General features: G+C 52.8%; 16 protein-coding genes and 8 pseudogenes. All 24 read right to left on the bottom strand.

The window, feature by feature from the left end; genetic code table 11:
- Nucleotides 1-249 precede the first annotated feature (249 nt).
- Nucleotides 250-1,734, bottom strand: a complete 1,485-nt coding sequence (gene lysS / locus VU18_RS00370; RefSeq protein WP_021322651.1) for a lysine--tRNA ligase — start codon at nucleotides 1,732-1,734, stop codon at nucleotides 250-252.
- A 90-nt stretch (nucleotides 1,735-1,824) separates the two neighbouring features.
- A complete protein-coding gene (gene dusB / locus VU18_RS00365; RefSeq protein ID WP_021322650.1) occupies nucleotides 1,825-2,826 on the bottom strand; it encodes a tRNA dihydrouridine synthase DusB in 1,002 nt (333 codons plus the stop codon).
- A 16-nt stretch (nucleotides 2,827-2,842) separates the two neighbouring features.
- Nucleotides 2,843-3,064, bottom strand: coding sequence for a helix-turn-helix domain-containing protein (locus VU18_RS00360; RefSeq protein ID WP_011229587.1), 222 nt, complete (start codon nucleotides 3,062-3,064; stop codon nucleotides 2,843-2,845).
- Nucleotides 3,016-3,543 carry a 2-amino-4-hydroxy-6-hydroxymethyldihydropteridine diphosphokinase gene (gene folK, locus VU18_RS00355; RefSeq protein WP_011229586.1) on the bottom strand — a complete coding sequence of 176 codons (528 nt, stop codon included), beginning with the start codon at nucleotides 3,541-3,543 and terminating at the stop codon, nucleotides 3,016-3,018. The genes VU18_RS00360 and folK overlap by 49 nt, the downstream gene beginning before the upstream one ends.
- On the bottom strand, nucleotides 3,544-3,933 hold the full coding sequence (gene folB / locus VU18_RS00350; protein ID WP_014194586.1) for a dihydroneopterin aldolase: 390 nt from the start codon (nucleotides 3,931-3,933) through the stop codon (nucleotides 3,544-3,546).
- Nucleotides 3,896-4,747: a dihydropteroate synthase gene (folP, locus tag VU18_RS00345; RefSeq protein ID WP_011229584.1), complete on the bottom strand. Its 852-nt coding sequence runs from the start codon at nucleotides 4,745-4,747 to the stop codon at nucleotides 3,896-3,898. The genes folB and folP overlap by 38 nt, the downstream gene beginning before the upstream one ends.
- Entirely contained in the window at nucleotides 4,747-5,622 is an 876-nt protein-coding gene (pabC, locus tag VU18_RS00340) for an aminodeoxychorismate lyase (protein WP_011229583.1), read from the bottom strand. The genes folP and pabC overlap by 1 nt, the downstream gene beginning before the upstream one ends.
- A gap of 5 nt (nucleotides 5,623-5,627) precedes the next feature.
- On the bottom strand, nucleotides 5,628-6,203 hold the full coding sequence (gene pabA, locus VU18_RS00335; RefSeq protein ID WP_023634495.1) for an aminodeoxychorismate/anthranilate synthase component II: 576 nt from the start codon (nucleotides 6,201-6,203) through the stop codon (nucleotides 5,628-5,630).
- Nucleotides 6,204-6,208: 5 nt separating this feature from the next.
- Nucleotides 6,209-7,439, bottom strand: a pseudogene (gene pabB, locus VU18_RS00330) (aminodeoxychorismate synthase component I); the annotation flags it as partial.
- A gap of 1 nt (nucleotide 7,440) precedes the next feature.
- Nucleotides 7,441-7,630: pseudogene (locus VU18_RS18590) on the bottom strand (aminodeoxychorismate synthase component I); the annotation flags it as partial.
- Nucleotides 7,631-7,744: 114 nt separating this feature from the next.
- Nucleotides 7,745-7,845 (bottom strand): annotated as a pseudogene (locus VU18_RS18585) (cysteine synthase A); the annotation flags it as partial.
- A gap of 1 nt (nucleotide 7,846) precedes the next feature.
- The coding region (cysK, locus tag VU18_RS00325) for a cysteine synthase A (RefSeq protein WP_236687222.1) at nucleotides 7,847-8,671 on the bottom strand (825 nt) is incomplete at its 3' end.
- A gap of 86 nt (nucleotides 8,672-8,757) precedes the next feature.
- Nucleotides 8,758-9,587, bottom strand: a pseudogene (gene hslO, locus VU18_RS00320) (Hsp33 family molecular chaperone HslO); the annotation flags it as partial.
- 1 nt (nucleotide 9,588) lies between these two features.
- A partial coding sequence (locus VU18_RS20985; protein ID WP_255351061.1) for a hypothetical protein occupies nucleotides 9,589-9,642 on the bottom strand: 54 nt, incomplete at its 3' end.
- A gap of 14 nt (nucleotides 9,643-9,656) precedes the next feature.
- Nucleotides 9,657-9,756: pseudogene (locus VU18_RS18580) on the bottom strand (pantothenate kinase); the annotation flags it as partial.
- 1 nt (nucleotide 9,757) lies between these two features.
- On the bottom strand, nucleotides 9,758-10,433 hold a 676-nt coding region (locus VU18_RS00315), incomplete at its 3' end, for a type III pantothenate kinase (protein WP_236687221.1).
- A gap of 127 nt (nucleotides 10,434-10,560) precedes the next feature.
- On the bottom strand, nucleotides 10,561-12,459 hold the full coding sequence (ftsH, locus tag VU18_RS00310; RefSeq protein ID WP_011229577.1) for an ATP-dependent zinc metalloprotease FtsH: 1,899 nt from the start codon (nucleotides 12,457-12,459) through the stop codon (nucleotides 10,561-10,563).
- Nucleotides 12,460-12,553: 94 nt separating this feature from the next.
- On the bottom strand, nucleotides 12,554-13,099 hold the full coding sequence (gene hpt / locus VU18_RS00305) for a hypoxanthine phosphoribosyltransferase (RefSeq protein WP_012820458.1): 546 nt from the start codon (nucleotides 13,097-13,099) through the stop codon (nucleotides 12,554-12,556).
- Between the two features lie 48 nt (nucleotides 13,100-13,147).
- On the bottom strand, nucleotides 13,148-14,507 hold a 1,360-nt coding region (gene tilS, locus VU18_RS00300), incomplete at its 3' end, for a tRNA lysidine(34) synthetase TilS (protein WP_236687220.1).
- Between the two features lie 68 nt (nucleotides 14,508-14,575).
- Nucleotides 14,576-14,683, bottom strand: a pseudogene (locus VU18_RS18575) (protein kinase family protein); the annotation flags it as partial.
- 1 nt (nucleotide 14,684) lies between these two features.
- Nucleotides 14,685-15,254: pseudogene (locus tag VU18_RS18570) on the bottom strand (protein kinase family protein); the annotation flags it as partial.
- A 1-nt stretch (nucleotide 15,255) separates the two neighbouring features.
- Nucleotides 15,256-15,550: pseudogene (locus VU18_RS18565) on the bottom strand (protein kinase family protein); the annotation flags it as partial.
- On the bottom strand, nucleotides 15,513-16,289 hold the full coding sequence (locus VU18_RS00290; RefSeq protein WP_020754013.1) for a VWA domain-containing protein: 777 nt from the start codon (nucleotides 16,287-16,289) through the stop codon (nucleotides 15,513-15,515). The pseudogene VU18_RS18565 and the gene VU18_RS00290, both read right to left, overlap by 38 nt.
- Nucleotides 16,290-16,318: 29 nt before the next feature.
- Nucleotides 16,319-18,799 (bottom strand): stage II sporulation protein E, encoded by a 2,481-nt coding sequence (gene spoIIE / locus VU18_RS00285; protein ID WP_047757474.1) that lies wholly within the window; start codon nucleotides 18,797-18,799, stop codon nucleotides 16,319-16,321.
- Nucleotides 18,800-19,016: the final 217 nt, after the last annotated feature.

The raw sequence follows: 19,016 nt of genomic DNA, 5'->3' as shown, positions 1-19,016 counted from the left end.
GTGTTTCCCCTCCGCTATCATCACTAGACAATCAACAGACAAGTTATATTATAATTAAATTTATTTATTTGTCAACTAGATCCTTGTTTTTGATTAGTGCTGTCATTTCAACGTGCTATCATAATATAACACGTTGGGAGTGGTTTGTCAACTCGACTTCCTGTGTTTGTTTTTCAACAAAACAACGACAACTATTTTTACATAAATGAAAAGCCCCCTGCTGCTTGTCTTTGCAGGGAGCGATCAAATTTATTTATGACGCATTTGCGGGAAAAGCAACACGTCGCGGATCGACGGTGAGTTCGTCAGCAGCATGACCAGACGGTCGACCCCGATGCCAAGCCCGCCTGTTGGCGGCATGCCGTACTCGAGCGCTTCAAGGAAGTCTTCGTCCATTTCATGTGCTTCATCGTTTCCTTGTTCACGCTCTTTCAGCTGCGCCTCAAAGCGTTGGCGCTGATCGATCGGATCATTCAATTCGGTAAAGGCGTTGGCATGTTCGCGCCCGACGATAAACAGCTCAAATCGGTCGGTAAAACGCGGGTCGTCCGGATTTTTCTTGGCCAACGGTGAAATTTCAACCGGATGGCCATAAATGAACGTCGGCTGAATGAGGTGAGACTCGACTTTTTGTTCAAAAAATTCGTTGACAATATGGCCAAACGTCATATGTGGAGCAACTTCCACTCCGTGTTCTTTCGCCAGCTCCCGCGCCTCTTCGTCGCTCATCTGCCGCCAGAAGTCGACGCCGACATATTCCTTGATCGCATCGACCATATGGAGGCGCCGCCACTCGGGCGTTAAGTCGACGACATGCTCGCCGTATTGAATTTTCGTCGTTCCAAGCACTTCAGTGGCAATGTGGGCGATCAAGTTTTCCGTTAGTTCCATAATGTCGCGGAAATCGGCGTACGCCTCGTACAATTCGAGCATCGTAAACTCCGGGTTATGGCGGGTGGAAATGCCCTCGTTCCGGAAAACGCGGCCGATCTCGTACACTTTTTCCAAACCGCCGACGATAAGCCGTTTTAAATGGAGCTCGATAGCGATTCGCATATAAAGCGTCATATCCAATGCGTTATGATGCGTAATGAACGGGCGCGCCGCAGCGCCTCCAGCCACAGCGTGCATCATCGGCGTTTCAACTTCCAAATAGCCGTGGCTGTCAAGATACCGCCGCATCGATTGAATGATCAAACTGCGGGTGATGAACGTCTTTTTGCTCTCCGGATTCATAATTAAATCGAGATAACGCTGGCGATAGCGTTGCTCTATGTCTTTCAAACCATGGTATTTTTCCGGCAGCGGACGCAGCGCTTTCGTCAAAAATTCGTACGACGACACTTTGATGGAAAGTTCACCAACTTTTGTTTTAAACATTGTGCCGCGCACGCCGACGATATCGCCAAGGTCAGAGATTTTAAACAGTTCGTACTGCTGTTCGCCAACATCGTCTTGACGGACGTAAATTTGAATCTGCCCGGTGACATCCTGGATATGGGCGAACCCGGCTTTTCCTTTGCCGCGCTTTGTCATGATGCGGCCGGCGACGGCGACTTCAATTTGCTTTTCTTCAAGTTCCTCTTTCGACAAATCGCCGTACAGTTCGAACAGTTCTTGCGCTTTATGAGTGCGCTCGAACCGTTTGCCAAACGGGTCGACACCCAATTCCTCAATTTTTTTCAGCTTTTCCCTGCGGACGCGCAGTTGGTCGTTCAATTCTTCATGACTCATACCTCATTCACTCCATTTAGCGATTTTTTACGAAAAATACTGCCAGCGCTCGCTGGCAGTCCTCCGCTGCATGAACGTCATCTCCGTTGTTTAAACGGCTTCGGCGTTCGCCGCTGCTTGGACTTCCGCTTCCTCCGCCACGCGAAGCAACAGTGCGGCCAGTTCGTCCCGCGTTTCACATTCATTGATGGCGTTGCGGATTTTCGCTGCGCCGCGAATGCCTTTTAAATACCAAGCAGCGTGTTTACGCATTTCTTTGACGGCGATATATTCGCCTTTTAAGGCAATTAATCGGTCTAAATGCAGCAGGCAGACATCGATTTTTTCCCTCGGCGTCGGTTCCGGGATGAGCTCTCCAGTTTCTAAATAACGGACAGTGCGATAGATCATCCAAGGGTTTCCAAGCGCCGCCCGTCCGATCATGATGCCGTCGACCCCTGTTTCTTCAAGCATCCGCTTTGCATCTTGAGGCGTTTTGACATCTCCGTTGCCGATAACCGGGATGTTGACGGCTTCTTTCACTTGCTTGATGATGTTCCAGTCCGCTTTTCCTTCATACATTTGCACCCTTGTCCGTCCGTGGACGGCGACGGCCTTCCCGCCGGCGCGCTCAACGGCTTGAGCGTTTTCGACGGCGTAAATGTGCTTTTCATCCCAACCGATCCGCATTTTCACCGTGACCGGTTTTTCAACGGCATCGACGATCGCGGCAACGACATCATAAATTTTATTCGGGTCAAGCAGCCATTTCGCTCCAGCGTCGCAATTCGTAATTTTCGGCACTGGGCAACCCATGTTGATGTCGATGATATCTGCATTCGTATTTTTATCGACAAATTTCGCCGCTTTGACGAGCGTTTCTTTCTCGCCGCCGAAAATTTGCAAGCTGATCGGCTTTTCCCGTTCATCAATATATAACATGTTTAACGTCTTTTCGTTGTTGTATACGATTCCTTTGTCGCTTACCATCTCGGCGCATACAAGCCCGGCGCCGAATTCTTTGACGGTCAGGCGGAACGCGGAGTTGCATACGCCTGCCATCGGAGCGAGCACGACGCGGTTTTTAATTTCGACATCGCCAATGCGAAACATCGCAGATGCCTCCTTTCTACTTGTTCGATTCGAGTTTCGGCGGCGCCAGTTCTTCCACCGATATATTCAGCCGTTCGGCGATTTGTCCAACGAGCGAATCGGACGGCATCCGGTTCCCCCGTTCAATTTCACCAAGGATCGATACGGAAATGCCTAGTTCTTTCGCCAGTCTTTCTTGCGTATATCCTTTCAACTTTCGAAAAGCGCGAATACGTCTTCCCCATCTTTCCGCTTCCATACATGAACTCCTTTTTTGTCAGGTAGTCGGCCAATGATGTCGATTAACGGCTCGGAAAGGTTCGGTATTGCCACGTGGGAGTTGACTTCAAACAACGGGATGAGCACGAACGCCCGCTCCGCCATGCGCGGATGCGGGATCGTCAGCTGCTCTGTTTCAATATTTTCATGATTATACAGCAAAATGTCAAGGTCTAACGTCCGTGGTCCCCAGCGAATTTCCCTTTTTCTTCCAAGTTGTCGTTCGATTTGCTGGGTCACGTCAAGCAAGGCAAACGGCGACAACGTGGTCGCCACCTCGATCACCATGTTTAAAAACTTGCCTTGGTTGACATAGCCGACCGGATCGGTTTCATAAATCGATGAGCTCGATGTGATAAAAATTTCCTGATGATGATGGAGCGCTTCAATGGCAGAACGCAAATAGGAAACACGATCTCCGAGGTTGGAGCCTAAAGCGAGATATGCGATGTTTTCCATTTAACGACCCCTATCAATTTCGACTGCGACATGTTGATAATGGCCGCGAATCGGCGGATTCGGCTTCGTCACTTTGACAATGCAGCGCTCGACAACAGGAAAGGCAGCGAGCAAGTCGGCGGCGATCGCTTCAGCGACCGCCTCGATCAAGGCGAACGTCCGCTCCTCAACGATCGCCCGGCAGCGCTCGTACACATCGGCGTAGTTGACGGTATACTCAAGACAATCGCTCCGCCCGGCAGGCTGCAAGTCGAGCTCCAACGTCACATCGACCAAAAATCGCTGGCCGAGGATGTTTTCTTCGCGAAACACCCCGTGGTAGCCGTAAAACTCCATGCCTTGCACATAAATTTTATCGATGACCGCTCTCTCCCTTCCCAAGCATAGCATCCATCATTTTGGCCATGCGGGCAATCGGCAATACATCATGGACTCGGACGATGTGCACCCCTTTCATGATGCCGAGACAAACGGTCGCTCCTGTTCCTTCGACCCGCTCCTCGACAGGCACGCCGAGCACATGGCCGATAAATCGTTTGCGCGACGTGCCAAGCAAAAGCGGATAGCCGAGAGCGGCAAATTCATCAAGGCGCCGCATCACCTCCAAGTTATGCTCGACCGTCTTGGCGAAGCCGATCCCCGGATCTAAAATAATGTTCTCATCTTTCACACCCGCCTCTTTGACAATGCGAATGCTTTCTTTCAAATCGGCGATCATGTCGGAAATCAAATCGCGATAGGCCATATCGCGGCGGTTGTGCATTAAAATGATCGGCGCGCCGTACGTGGCGGCGACGCGGGCCATATCAGGGTCCGCCTTGGCTCCCCAAACGTCGTTGATGATGTGCGCCCCGGCTTCCATGGCTTGCCGCGCTACTTCCGCTTTGTACGTGTCAATTGAGATCGGTACACTCACCGCCTTAGCAATCGCTTTTACCGCCGGAATGACGCGGCGCAATTCTTCATCAAGCGGCACTGGATCCGCCCCCGGACGAGTCGATTCACCGCCGATGTCAATGATGTCTGCTCCTTCCGCCACGAGCCGCTTCGCGTGCTTGACCGCGTTTTCCACGTCGTAAAACCGGCCGCCGTCGGAAAACGAATCGGGCGTGACGTTGACAATGCCCATGATCAACGTTTTTTTGTTTAAGTCAAGCTCATGCCCGCGGCATTGAAGCCGAAGAGGGCGCATCGATGTTGTCATCAGTCGTTCATCCTTTCTGCCAATTCGTTCCTCGTCCATAACCGATGGGTCAAGCGTCGGTAATGGTGCTGCAAGGCCCGGACCACCGGACCATTTTTTCCTTGGTAAACGCAATGGCCAATGCGGCAAAGGGGTACAATTTCCTGCACAGAGTTGGTGATAAATGCTTCATCAGCCTGCAACAAATGGGACAGCGGATATACCCCTTCTTCAACTGGGATGCGCAACTGCTTGAGCAAAGCAATGATGAATTGTCTTGTGATGCCGTTTAATATGCCGACAGCCGGCGCTGGCGTGTAGACGATGCCGTCTTTCACCCAAAAAATATTGGAAACGATCCCCTCCGCTACCGCACCATCTGAATTCAAAAAAATTCCTTCCGCATGAGGTCGATGTCCGAGCTCCCATTTCCCAATCATATTGTTTAAATAATGGTGCGACTTTAGTCGCTCATTGCCTTCCGGGCTGTTTCGCCTTGCCGCGAGCACCACCCCTTCTTTTCCTTCCGGAGGGACGGGCGGCGGAAGCGGCTTCATATAGACGATGACGGTCGGGTTTCGGTAACGTTCGATCGGCAAGCCGAGATCGCCGACCCCGGCCGATACATTGAAGCGCACATAAGCGTCGCGCAAGCCATTGGCCTCGAGCAACTGCTCGATGATCGCCACCGCTTCGGCGCGGCCGAACTGCCTTTCGATGTGAAGCTCAGACAGCCCTTTGTTCAATCGGGCCAAATGATCGTCAAGCAAAAAAGGGTGGCCGCTATACGTGCGGAATGTTTCAAATAAGCCGAGCCCATATAAAAAGCCGTGATCAAACGCTGATAACTGCGCTTCTTCGCGCGGAACGACCGCGCCGTTGATATACACGTACATGACTGTCACGCCTTTTTATACGTGTTGATAAAGTTTTTCAACAGTTGCATCCCATGGCTTGTCATAATCGATTCCGGGTGAAACTGCACGCCTTCCACCGGCAGCGTTTTATGGCGAATCGCCATCACTTCATCCTCTTTCGTCCAAGCCGACACGACGAAACAGTCCGGAAGCGTCTCTTTCTCGACGATAAGGGAATGGTAGCGCGTTGCCGTAAACGGGTTCGGCACGCCGCAGAAAATCGTCTCCCCATCATGGTAGACGGACGATGTTTTCCCGTGCATCAGCCTTGGAGCGCGGACAACGCGGCCGCCGAACGCCTGGGCGATGGCTTGATGCCCGAGGCAGACGCCGAAAATCGGAATTTGGCCGGCAAAGCGATCGATGACTTCCAGGCTGACCCCTGCCTCATTCGGTGTGCATGGACCGGGGGAAATCATAATAAAATCAGGGCGGAGTCGTTCGATTTCAGCCACCGTAATTTCATCATTCCGTTTGACAATCAGCTCTTCTCCCAACACGCCCAAATATTGCACCAAATTGTACGTAAATGAATCGTAGTTATCAATCATGACGATCATCATTCTCACCTCATGCTCGGAAATAATGCCTCTGCTTCGCTCAGCTCTTTCGCTTTCCAAAGGGCAGCCGCTTTCTTTACACATTCCTTGTACTCATGCTCTGGGTTGGAATCGATGACGATGCCCGCTCCTGCCTGTACATGCGCCAATCCGTCTTTGACGACCATCGTTCGAATGGCGATGTTTAGCTCCATGTTTCCTTGAAAATCGATCCAACCGATCGAGCCCGTGTACAAGCCGCGGCGGACCGGTTCCAACTCTTCAATAATTTCCATTGTTCGCACTTTCGGGGCGCCGGTGATCGTCCCGCCGGGAAACATCGCACGAATAACAGAAAACGCATCATGTTCCGGAGCCATGATGCCGGATACGTGGGAAACAATATGCATCACATGCGAATACTTTTCCACCGTCATCCACTCATCGACACGCACCGTCCCATAGACACAGACACGCCCAAGGTCATTCCGCTCAAGATCAACGAGCATGGCGTGCTCGGCCCGCTCCTTTTCACTCGCAAGCAACTTGCGAGCAATTTGTTCATCCTCTGCCGCCGTCCGACCGCGCGAACGTGTGCCGGCAATCGGCCGCGTCTCAAGACGCCATCCCCGCTTGCGGACGAGCAACTCCGGCGAGCCGCTGACGACTTGAAATTCCGGGGTATGCAAATACGCCATGTAAGGGGACGGATTCAGCATCCGCAACTGCTTGTAGACGGCAAATGGATGCGTCACCAGCGGCTGCGACTGACGCACCGATAAGTTGACTTGAAACACATCGCCCGCCGCAATATAGCGTTGCACGCGGCGAACCGCATCCATAAACCTCTCTTTTGTCATTGAAACAGACGGCGCAGCTGTCGAGGCAGCAAGCGGCCAGACCAGCGCTTCATTCCGATCCTCGAGCCACATCCGTGCATGCCGCGCAAGCCGCCGGTTTGCTTCGCTTTCCTCCCCTTCATTCGCGTAGGCAAGCAAATGAAGCTGTTCAGTTTGGTGATCATAAATCGCTACGTCGTCAAAGAGGAAAAAATACATGAGCGGCAGCCGCAAATCATCTTGCGCGAGCACCGGGAGCCGTTCCAGATAGCGAACCGCATCATAGCTAATGAAACCGATCAGCCCGCCTTGGCAAGGCAACGACTCCCCCTCATCCGGCACGGCGAAACACCGAAGCCATTGCCGGAGCCCTTCGAGCGGCGAGCCATCCAGCACCGTTTCAACCCCGCGCTGCTTGNTGATGAGCCGCCGCTCGTCAGCGCGGATCACTCCGATCGGGTCAAGGCCGATAATGCTGTACCTTCCCCCTTGGCCGCTCTCAAGCAACACATGATGAGGCCGGCTATAGGCCAGCTGTTCGTACTGGCGGAACCAATCCCGTCCGCGATAATCGATAGTTCGTTTCAGTCGCCTGCGCCGCTGTTCCATCCTCGTCAGCTCCTTACGATGTCCATAGTTACTTTTATTGTACAATGATTGTCCGTCTGGGTCACCATCCTCGTAAAAAAATTCGACAGGGTTGCCCCTGCCGAAAAAGTCTGCTTAGTCTTCAAATTGGTAAAGAGGCGTGCTCAAATAACGTTCGCCGTTGCTCGGGATGATGGCGAGCACTTTTTTCCCTTTGCCGAGCTCTTTCGCCACTTNCAATGCCGCATGAATCGCAGCGCCGGACGAAATGCCGCCGAGAATGCCTTCCTCGCGAGCCGCGCGGCGGGCCGCCGCAAACGCTTCTTCCGTCGTTACCGTAATAACCCCATCGTAAATGCTCGTATCCAAAATATCTGGAACAAAGCCAGCGCCGATCCCTTGGATTTTGTGCGGGCCCGGTTTTCCTCCCGACAAGACTGGGGAATCGGCCGGTTCAACGGCGTAAATTTTAATGTTTGGGTAAGCTTCGCGCAACACTTTGCCTGCTCCGGTGATCGTTCCGCCCGTGCCAACGCCGGCAACAAACGCATCAAGCTGGTCGCCCATTTGCTCCACGATCTCTTTCCCGGTCGTCAAGCGATGGATTTCCGGGTTCGCCTCGTTTTTAAATTGCTGTGGCATAAAGTAGCCGTGCTCGCGGACGAGCTCTTCCGCCTTTGCGATTGCTCCGCGCATCCCTTGTGCACCCGGTGTGAGCACAAGCTCGGCTCCATACGCCCGCAGCAGGTTGCGGCGCTCCAAGCTCATCGTATCCGGCATGACTAATACCGCCTTATATCCTTTCGCCGCCGCGACCATCGCCAATCCGATCCCAGTGTTGCCGCTTGTCGGCTCAACGATCGTGTCGCCCGGCTTCAGCTTGCCCGCTTTTTCCGCCGCTTCAATCATCGCCAACGCAATCCGGTCTTTGACGCTGCTGCCCGGGTTCATAAATTCCAGTTTCAAATACACATCCGCGCTGTCTTCATCAACGATGCGGTTCAGTTTCACGGCCGGCGTATCGCCGATCAATTCGGTTATCGAGTTGACTGTGCGTGCCATTGTTCCACCTCTAATCCCCATTAATTTTATCGACTTTGTCTCCAATGTATCAACTATTGGCGTAATTGTCAATCATTTTACTGTTTTCATTCTTTTTTTGCGAGTTGTTTCAACTGTTCCAGCTCCGCTTTGTCGAAATGGTACGTTTCATTGCAAAAATGGCACGAAGCTTCCGCCTGCCCTTCTTTGTCGATGATGTCTTGGATTTCCTCGGGCCCTAGGCTGATAAGGGCATCAGCGATCCGCTCGCGCGAACAGCGGCAGACGAATGACACCGGCATCGTCTCGAGCACACGGACGCCTCCATCTCCCAACAGTTGTTCGAGCAGCTGTTCCGGGCTGAGCCCTCTTTCGATCATGCGCGACACGGGCGGAATTTGTTTCAGCCGCTCTTCAATGCGAGTGATCGTGTTCTCCTCCGTCCCGGGCATCAACTGGATAATAAATCCTCCGGCGGCTCGGATGGTATGGTCGGGATTGACGAGCACCCCGACGCCAACCGATGACGGAATTTGTTCGGACGAAGCAAAATAATACGTAAAATCATCGCCAAGCTCCCCGGAGATAAGCGGCACTTGTCCGGTGAAAAAGTCGCGCAGCCCAAGATCCTTCACAACCGTCAACATCCCATTTTTGCCGACCGCCCGTGCCACATCAAGTTTCCCATGCTCGTTCAGCTCAAAATGTACATGTGGATTCGTTACATAGCCACGCACTTCCCCTCTGGCGTTGCTGTCGACTAAAATGACGCCGATCGGGCCGCCGCCGTCAATTTTAATCGTCAACGTTTCCTCGCCTTTCAGCATCGCTCCCATCATAACACCGGCGGTCAACGCCCGGCCGAGAGCCGCTGAGGCGGTCGGCCATGTTTGGTGGCGGCGTTGCGCCTCGGCGACAGTTTCCGTCGTTCTTGCGGNATACGCTCTCACTTGTCCATTGTAAGCGAGTGCTTTGACTAAGTAGTCTCCCATCTTCATCAAGCCTTTCATCCTTTTTTCTCGGTGTTTTTCTCGTACAACAATTTTAAGCCAGTCAGCGTCAAAAACGGATCAACGACATCGATGATGTCCGATTCGCTGGCAATGNGCGGAGCCAAACCGCCAGTAGCAATCACCTTCGGCGGGATTTTGCTTTTCGCCTTCATTCGCGACACGATGCCTTCCACTTGTCCGACATAACCGTATAAAATGCCGGCTTGCATGGCGCTGACCGTATTTTTGCCGATGATATCATCCGGGCGGGCGATTTCAATGCGCGGCAATTTCGCCGCCCGCGCGAACAGAGCCTCTGTCGAGATCATAATTCCCGGGGCAATGGCCCCTCCCATATATTGTTTATGTTCATTAATATAACAATACGTCGTCGCCGTGCCAAAATCGACGATAATCAGCGGACTGCCGTACAAATGGATGCCGGCGACCGCGTTGACAATCCGGTCGGCGCCCACCTCACGCGGATTGTCATATTTGATGTCGAGCCCGGTTTTAATGCCCGGACCGACGATGAGCGGTTTGATATGGAAATATTTTAGACACATGCGTTCAAGAGCAAACATAATCGGCGGCACGACCGAGGAAATGATGATGCCTCGAATGTCGGAAAACTGCAAGCCGACATGGTTCAAGAGCGCTTTGATCATCATGCCGTATTCGTCTTCCGTTTTCGAGCGGCTTGTTTCAATGCGCCAATGATGTTTCAGTTCGTCCCCGTCATACACCCCTAACACCGTGTTTGTATTGCCGACGTCCAATACAAAAATCATCGCTTCATTCCTCGCTTTTCCTCGATAAATTCCCATTCTTTATCATATCATACTTACGGGAAAAAAACTGTCCTTCTTTCCCTGGGCCGCCGGCAAAAAAAAAGATGCCTCCGAACAGAGACATCGATTACTCCTCTTTCTTTTGGATGTTGATTTTCACATCGCCGTCGCTTTTGCCGGACTCCTCGCGCCCGTTCCGGTCTTTGGGCAGCGTGCCATGTTCGAACAAATGTTTAATTTGCTCCGCATCGAGCGTCTCGACTTCCAACAGCGTGTTGGCGATCAAATCCAATTTGTCCCGATGTTGGGTCAAAATTTGTTTCGCTTTTTCATAGCACTCTTTAATGATGCGCTGAATCTCTAAGTCAATTTCATAGGCGATTTTGTCGCTGTAGTTTTGCTCGTTGTGTAAGTCACGTCCTAAAAACACTTGCCCGCTCGGTTGGCCGAATTGAAGCGGACCAAGCTTTTCGCTCATACCAAACTCCGTCACCATCCGGCGCGCGATGTTTGTCGCCCGTTGAAAATCGTTGTGGGCCCCTGTACTCACTTCATTGAACACGATTTCCTCGGCAACGCGCCCGCCGAGCAGTCCGGTGATTTTATCCATCAGTTCGGCTTTCGTCATAAAGTAGCGGTCTTCTTTCGGCAGCATGACCGCATAGCCTCCGGCTTGGCCGCGCGGCACAATCGTCACTTTATGCACCATTTCCGCATCGGCGAGCACCATGCCGATGACCGTATGCCCAGCTTCGTGAAACGCGACGATGCGCCGTTCTTTTTCCGAAATGACGCGGCTTTTTTTCGCCGGTCCGGCAATCACCCGGTCCGTCGCCTCGTCGATGTCGCTCATATCAATTTTCTTTTTGTTGCGGCGCGCTGCAACGAGCGCCGCCTCATTCAGCAAGTTTTCCAAGTCGGCGCCGGAAAATCCAGGCGTCCGCATCGCGATCGTCTTCAGGTCAACGGATTCATCGAGCGGCTTGTTGCGGGCATGCACGCGCAGCACCGCTTCGCGCCCTTTGACGTCCGGGCGGTCGACGGTAATCTGCCGGTCGAAGCGACCCGGGCGCAACAGCGCCGGGTCTAAAATGTCCGGCCGGTTGGTGGCCGCGATAATAATGATCCCTTCGTTGCCGTTAAAGCCGTCCATTTCGACAAGCAGTTGGTTGAGCGTCTGCTCACGCTCGTCATGGCCGCCGCCAAGGCCGGCGCCGCGCTGGCGGCCGACGGCGTCGATCTCATCAATGAAGATGATGCACGGGGCATTTTTTTTCGCCGTCTCAAACAAGTCGCGCACCCGCGATGCCCCGACCCCGACGAACATTTCCACGAAATCCGACCCGCTGATCGAGAAAAACGGCACGCCCGCTTCTCCGGCAACCGCGCGCGCCAACAGCGTTTTCCCGGTTCCAGGCGGCCCAACGAGCAATACCCCTTTCGGAATGCGGGCGCCAAGTTCCGCAAACTTGCGCGGATCTTTTAAAAACTCGACGATTTCCACCAACTCTTCCTTTTCCTCATCTGCCCCAGCCACATCGCGGAAGCGGACTTTCCGCTTGTCATCCGTATACAGCCGCGCCCGGCTTTTGCCGAAATTCATCACCCGGCTGCCGCCGCCCTGTGCCTGGTTCAAAAGGAAGAAGAACAAAATAAAAATAATAACAAATGGGATGATGGAAGTGAAAAACGTCACCCATCCGCTCGTTTCGTCCGCTGGCACGACTTCCACCCGCGTCCGCGCCGCCGCCGCATCGATGCGGTCAAGCACTTTGTCACTGTTCATGACGTAGGTGGAAAAGTACTGCCCTTCGCTATATGTTTTCAACTGGCCTTTGATTTCATATACGCCGCGCTCCGGCTTAATGGAAAACGACTTGACATCCCCGTTTTCCAGATGAGTGATGAACGCATCGTACGTCATCGGCTCCGTTCGCTGGTTCGTGCCGTTAAAAAAGCTGACGACGCCGATCACGACGAGGAAAATCAGCAAATAAAAGATGGTATTGCGGAAAATCCGGTTCATTTCTTGCCTCCTCCCATATGAAACACACTATACTCAATACTATCATAGAAATTTGTTTCAATACAAACAATTCGGCCGTCGCCCAGCAACCGTTCTACTTTTGGTACACTTCCGGCTTTAAGACGCCGATAAACGGGAGGTTGCGGTATTTTTCCGCGTAATCGAGCCCATAGCCGACGACGAATTCATCCGGGACGGTAAATCCGGTGTAATCGGCTTGAATGTCCGCCTTCCGTCCAGACGGCTTGTCAAGAAGCGTGACGATTTTGATCGAATTCGCCTTCCGGTAGCGAAACAAGTCGACCAAATAGCTGAGCGTCAGCCCACTGTCAATAATATCCTCAATGATCAAAATATCCCGTCCTTCGACGGAGGTGTTCAAGTCTTTGACGATTTTCACTTCGCCGGATGAAACGGTCGCATTGCCATAGCTTGATACGTCCATAAAATCCATTTCTAAATATGTATCAATATGTTTGAGCAAATCGGCCATAAACGGCATCGCCCCTTTGAGAACGCCGACAGCGAGCGGAAAACGGCCTTCATATTCTTTCGTTAACAAACCGCCGAGTTCTTTGACTTTTGCCTGAATTTCCTCTTCAGTGATCAACACTTTTTGAATATCGTCTTTCATCCCCATCTTATTTTTCCTCCTAGCTGTTCATCGCCTGATATTGCAGCAAAATANAGCGAGCTTGCCCACGGTTTTGCGCTTCGAAAGCCGATTTTTTCAAGCCAGGCATCCAAAGGATGCGACCGTCGGCATCTTCGACAATCGGCCAGCGATCCCTTTCCATCCGCGGAATTTTTGCTTCAATGAAAATTTCTTTCAATTTTTTCGTGCCTCCCGTCCCCTTGAGCACCATCCGGTCGCCGCGCCGACGCGTCCGCACGCGAAGCGGCAAGGAGACGGAAGCAGGATCCACGACGAACCAATCATTCCCGGCCTGCTTTCTTGGATAGTGTTCCCCAAATTCACTGATGATTGCATAGCCGTTTGGGAGGGGCAATAGCGCCGGAACCGGCAGTTCAAACCAATAGCCTTTCTCGCCGCTTTCTGCGTCAAAAGTAAACAAACAGCGGTCGTACGAGCGAATCACTTTGAGCCCTTTTGGCAAATCGATCATTCCGGAAGGGCGGCCGCGCTCACAAAGCATCAGTATATGGCCGATATGTACGGAAGTCAATGTCGGCGGAACGCCGCCATAAAGACGGAGAAGCAACAGCTGCAGCACCCGGCGCTGCAGCGGTCGCGGCAGCTCCAAAAATGGTCCGATGGAAAGCGCCGCATCGCGATGTTGTTTTTCCATTACTTTATTCAGCGCGTCCGCGGCTAATTCCTCCAAAAATTGCTCATCTTCCGCCATCATTTCGCTGTATTGCTGAAACCGCTCGTGCAGGCGCGGATTTTCCTGCCGCAGCAACGGGACAATATGATGGCGGAACCGGTTGCGCGTATAATCGTCTTTTTCATTGCTCGGATCGCGGCGTGGAGACAGCCCCATCTGCCGGCAATACGCTTCAATCTCCGCCCGGCTGACAGCCAAAAACGGACGGATGAGATAGCCGCCGTGAAACGGCCGTTTGACGGGGATACCAGCGTATCCTTTGCTTGTGCTGCCGCGCACAAGCCGCATTAAAATCGTCTCGACTTGATCGTCGCCATGATGGCCTACGGCGACGTACCCCGCTTGATGCTTTTCCATCAGTTCGGCAAAAAAGCGGTAGCGGCAGATCCGCGCCGCCTCTTGGGCGCCGAGACCTGCGCTGCGCTGAAAGGCCGGGACGTCGATTTGCGCAGTCTCACATAAAATACGGCGCTCCACGCAAAAACGTTTCACAAACTCCATCTCTTCTTCTGACTCCCGCCCACGAAACATATGGTCAACATGGGCCGCTATGACCTGAAGCTTCCATTCGTCGCGCAGCGACAAAAAAACGTGCAGCAACGCAAGCGAATCCGGGCCTCCGGAGACGCCAACGATGACGGCCGCTCCTTCTGAAAGCAGTTGATGCCTGTGGATAAAGGCGCGCACTTTGTCGATCATCCGAGCCAACCTCTTTGCGTTTCTTTCAGCTTCATCGTAACACGTCCGCCCTGTTTTCTCAAAAAAAATTACATCGCCAGCTGCCAATATATATAAAAGGCATAGGCGCCCAGCAATGCGGCGGCGATGACCACCGTTTCGACAATCCCTCTCGCTTGGCGGCGCCGTTTCACCTGNCGCCCCGACCGACGGCTTGGCACTGCCTTTCTTTCGTTTTCCGCCGATGTATGGCGGGAAGAGGCGGCCAATAAGTCGCGACGCATATCGGCCGCCTTTCGATATCGGCCGTCAAGCGCCTTTTGCAGCACCTCCTTGTATCGGGTTAAAAAGCGGTCCGTTTCGATGATGGACAACAGCTGCGCCCGACCGTCACCCTTTTTCTCAATCGGCCCCGGGCAGCAAGAAGAAATCATCACCATCGCCGCCGCAAACAAGTCGTAAGATGGCTCCGCTTTGCGCGATCCAAGCCCCCAATAGCCGCGGTCATACAGCTCAGTAAACTCTTTTACCGCCCTTCCTTGCAGCGTCGTCCCGCCCACATCAAGCAACCGAACCGACGGCGGCGACCCGGTAACGATCAAATTATCCGGCTTTAAATCCCCAAATACCCATCCTTCTTGATGAAGCCGATCAAGCACCGACAACAGCTGCATCACGAGCACGGGCGCCCATTCTTTTCCACGGCGGCGGATGAAAGCAGCGAAATTCTCCCCTTCAATATACTCCATCACATAAAACGGGATCGTCNCCCGCGCAAACGGGCTTTGCCAGTCATCGGCTTCCAGCAAAGAAGGCCCGAGGGCGGCTCCCTGGACCTTAGCAAAACGGCGCAATATATTCATTTCCGATGCCAATGACGCATAGTCATCGCTCAACTTGACGGCGACGCGAGTCCGGCCGTTCTCCGCCAAATAGACGACGCCGTTCGCCCCGCTGCCAAGCCGCCGCAGCAGCCGGTAGGAACGGCCGTGCCATTTCCCAGTGATGACCGTACCAGGCGGCAAATTACAAAGACGATTCTTCGATGTATGGCTCATCGCCATCGCCGATCCAGCTCCTTAACGACCGTTTACGCTCAAAATAGGCGATTGCCTCACGCAGCGCCGGTCCGGTCGGCGTCAGCCCGCCCGACGCCAATTTCGGAAAGATAGTGGACAACTCTTCAATCCTTGGCGTCCAGTCGATCATTTTTTCGGCGTGCGCCCGTTTTCCCGGGAAGATGAACACCGAAAAGCGGTTTTCGCCCATGCGCGCATTTAAGCTGAGCGATAAATCGATGAGCGCCTCTTTGACGGTCGGCAGTTTTGTTTTCATGCTCCCGCTCGTATCGATCAAAATGAGCACATCAAGGGCAACCGTTTCCCCGAGTTCATCGACGACTTCCATCACTTGGCCGCGCTTGTCCGGCGGCAAGTCCTCAAGCGAAACGTCAGAACCAAAGATTTGTTTCAACTCGCGATTGACGAGCCCTTGCAACGTCTGAGTCATCGCTTGGCGCGTCACCATTTGCACGGTTTGCGACAGCTGTTTCGCGTACACGACTTGGCTCATCCCGCCGCCAGCCGCGGCGATCGCTTCAATTTCCCGCCGTCCGTTTTCATCCATCGCACCTTGGTCCAAGATGCCGATCACGTTCACCGTAATGCCTTGCTCACGGGCTAGCGCCGCCATGGCGGCTGGGTCCTCACCATGGTTGGAGCAGCCATCGGTAATGAGCAAAATTTGCCGCAACGTTCCCTTTCGCACGTTCGTTCCCCTCCTTGGCGAATGTATTACCATCATCGCCGCAGGGGAACGTTTTTATACGCTAGCTATTGCGCCTTTTTCATATACATGTATGCCGGAATCGTCGCCCATTTCGGCGTATTGTGCCGAACTTTGGCGACAACGACGGTCATATCGTCTTCAATCTCGCCGCCGCATTGGCGGATCACTTCTTCCATGATCAAATCGGCGACTTCCTGCGGGTCGTTCGTCTTTAATTCTTGAATTTTCCGCTTCATCCAAACATCATGGTTTTCGACGTTCATCGGCCCTTCAAACACACCATCGCTCATCATAATGAGCAAGTCGCCCGATTTCAGCTGCTCGGTGACAACGTCAAATTCCACTTCTTTAATGATGCCCATCGGCAAGTTGCTCGCTTCCACTTTCATCACCTTGTCACCGCGCTTAATAAAGCTTGGCGTCGATCCGATTTTCAAAAACTTCGTCGCCGCGTTTTGCAAGTCGATGATGGCCAAATCCAGCGTCGCATACATGTCTTCTGTCGTCCGCAATGCCAAAATCGAATTGATCGATTTGATGGCAATCGACTCGTCCATTCCCGTCTGCAAAATCTTTTGCAACAGGCGCAGCGTCTCGCGGCTTTCGTCATGCGCCCGCTCCCCATTGCCCATGCCATCGCTGATGGCAACGGCGTACTTGCCGGTAGCAAGTTCAATCGTTGCATAACTGTCGCCAGAAATGAACCCCCCTCCTTTGGCGGCAAACGCGACGCCCGTTTCGACGACGAACGCTTTCGTCGAGCCGAAGGCGACGCGGCAGTAGCCGTTCGGGTAGGCGGCGCACTCTTCGCGCTTGACGACGATCGTCTCTCCCAAAATATCTGACAGCATCGGCGCAATCAGTTTTTCGCACTCACCCCGCCCTTCGCAGTAAGGAATGCTCATTTCAATATCGATATTTCCTTTTTCCAAACTGTAAATGTCGACATGGCCCACTTCGATGCCAAACTCTTGCAGCGCATGGTAAATTTGTTCTTCCTGCAAATAATGGTTTTCCTGTTCTTTCTGCATTTCTTTGGCGAAATCGTCCATCACTTGCGAAACGCCCAACAGCTGTTCAGCGACAAGCTTCCGGCTTTCGTGGATTTGCCGTTTGAGCTTGCGGTTTGCTTGATAAGCAACCATCTCTTTTTCAATCGCGTCGACGACTTTGCCGGCCTTGACGCAATACCGCTCCCACTCGCGCAGCAACTGATGGTTTTGCGACAATGTTTTTTCGTCCGCCTCGCCCATCATTTGCTTCATGTACGCATAGGTTGTACGAAAGTTGTCCGCCCAGCATTGCGTCTTCTTAAAGCACGTTTGGCACGTTTTTTCCGTGATGTCGCTCAAAAAATAGTCGACTTCACGGTCGCTGTATTCATTAGCATCCGGAAGCGGTTCGGGCGAAAAGCTTTCCGCCAGCGCCTGAAAGACGTTGGAAAACTGCGAGACGCGTTGCACCGTCATATCGCGGATTTTCCGGACGTATTGTTGTTGCTCATTTATATATTCTGCCGTGCCGGGAATGTATTTGGCGATTTTCTCCGTCAGTGAACGGGATGTACCAAAAAACAGCATAATTGCGATGCCGGATTCAAACAGCGTCGGCACAAGCTCACTCTTCCCTTCGCCGTATAAACCAAGCAACAGCGTCGCGACGAGGAGGCCGAACGCCACCCCAAGTTTTTTCCCTTCCCTCAGCAACCCGCCAAGCAGCCCGGCGAAAGCAAGCAAACTCATTTCCGACAAGTTGCCGACATTTGCCAAGCTCAGTACAAGCCCGGTGACAACGCCGACGGTGGAGCCGGTCGCCGCTCCGGCGACAAACGCGAACAACAAAACGAGGTAGCGCGACATCACATGCTCAAGCGACAAACCGTACACAGCCCAACCGATCATCCCGGTCAACATCGAGGCGAACAAAATGATCAACGAAATGATCTCTTCCGCTCGCAACGCATGTTTATGCTTCTGCACTGTCAACAACGGGATGCTTTGCATAAAAATCAAGGTCAATACAAGCGACAGCCCGGCTTCGACGACCGCCATGGCGGCGCCGTAGACCGATCGCTCTCCGAGCCAATAATAGGAGATCAGCCATTTGGCGGAAAGAGACAGCACAAACACAACAAATGGAACGATTTTCAGTGACTCACTGATCACCCTCCGCACCCATCCGTAAATAAAGAGAAAGCCAAAAATGGAAACGCCGACAAACAGCGCCACATCAAGCGACAGCGTCAAAGCACCGGCCAACAGCGAGATCAACGCAAAAGCGGCCTTGTCGCGGCGCAGCATATAGACCGAAACGAAAAATGGCAAAGCGAACGGGGTCAGCTTCGATAAAATCAATGCTCGTCCAAGCAAAAAGCCGACAAGAAGAAGCAAAAAGCCTTGATGGATGAACAGATGACCGAGGCGCAGCTTCACATGGCGCATCCAGCGCGACACCGTTGCTTGCGTGTCATGAATCGGCACTTCCGAAATGCTGCGGCGCACCGTCCCTCTTTCTACTCTTTCCATTCCCGATCCTCTCCTTTACCTTTCTATTACCCCCTATTATATCGCTTGAATTGTCAGAAATTTGTCAAAACCACAGAGAAAAATAAAAAATCGTTCGACGTTTTCCACGGCAAAACGCGGTCAACAGGCTTGTTCCGACAGAAAGAGGCAAAAAAGAAAAACGAGCATGTCGCTTGATGGCGCATGCTCGTTTGCGATGACCCGTACGGGATTCGAA

The sequence above is a fragment of the Geobacillus sp. ZGt-1 genome (assembly GCF_001026865.1).
Classification (GTDB): Bacteria; Bacillota; Bacilli; order Bacillales; family Anoxybacillaceae; genus Geobacillus; species Geobacillus thermoleovorans.
Note: the sequence above shows the minus strand (reverse complement) of the source record. Positions and strands in the feature narration are given on the sequence as shown.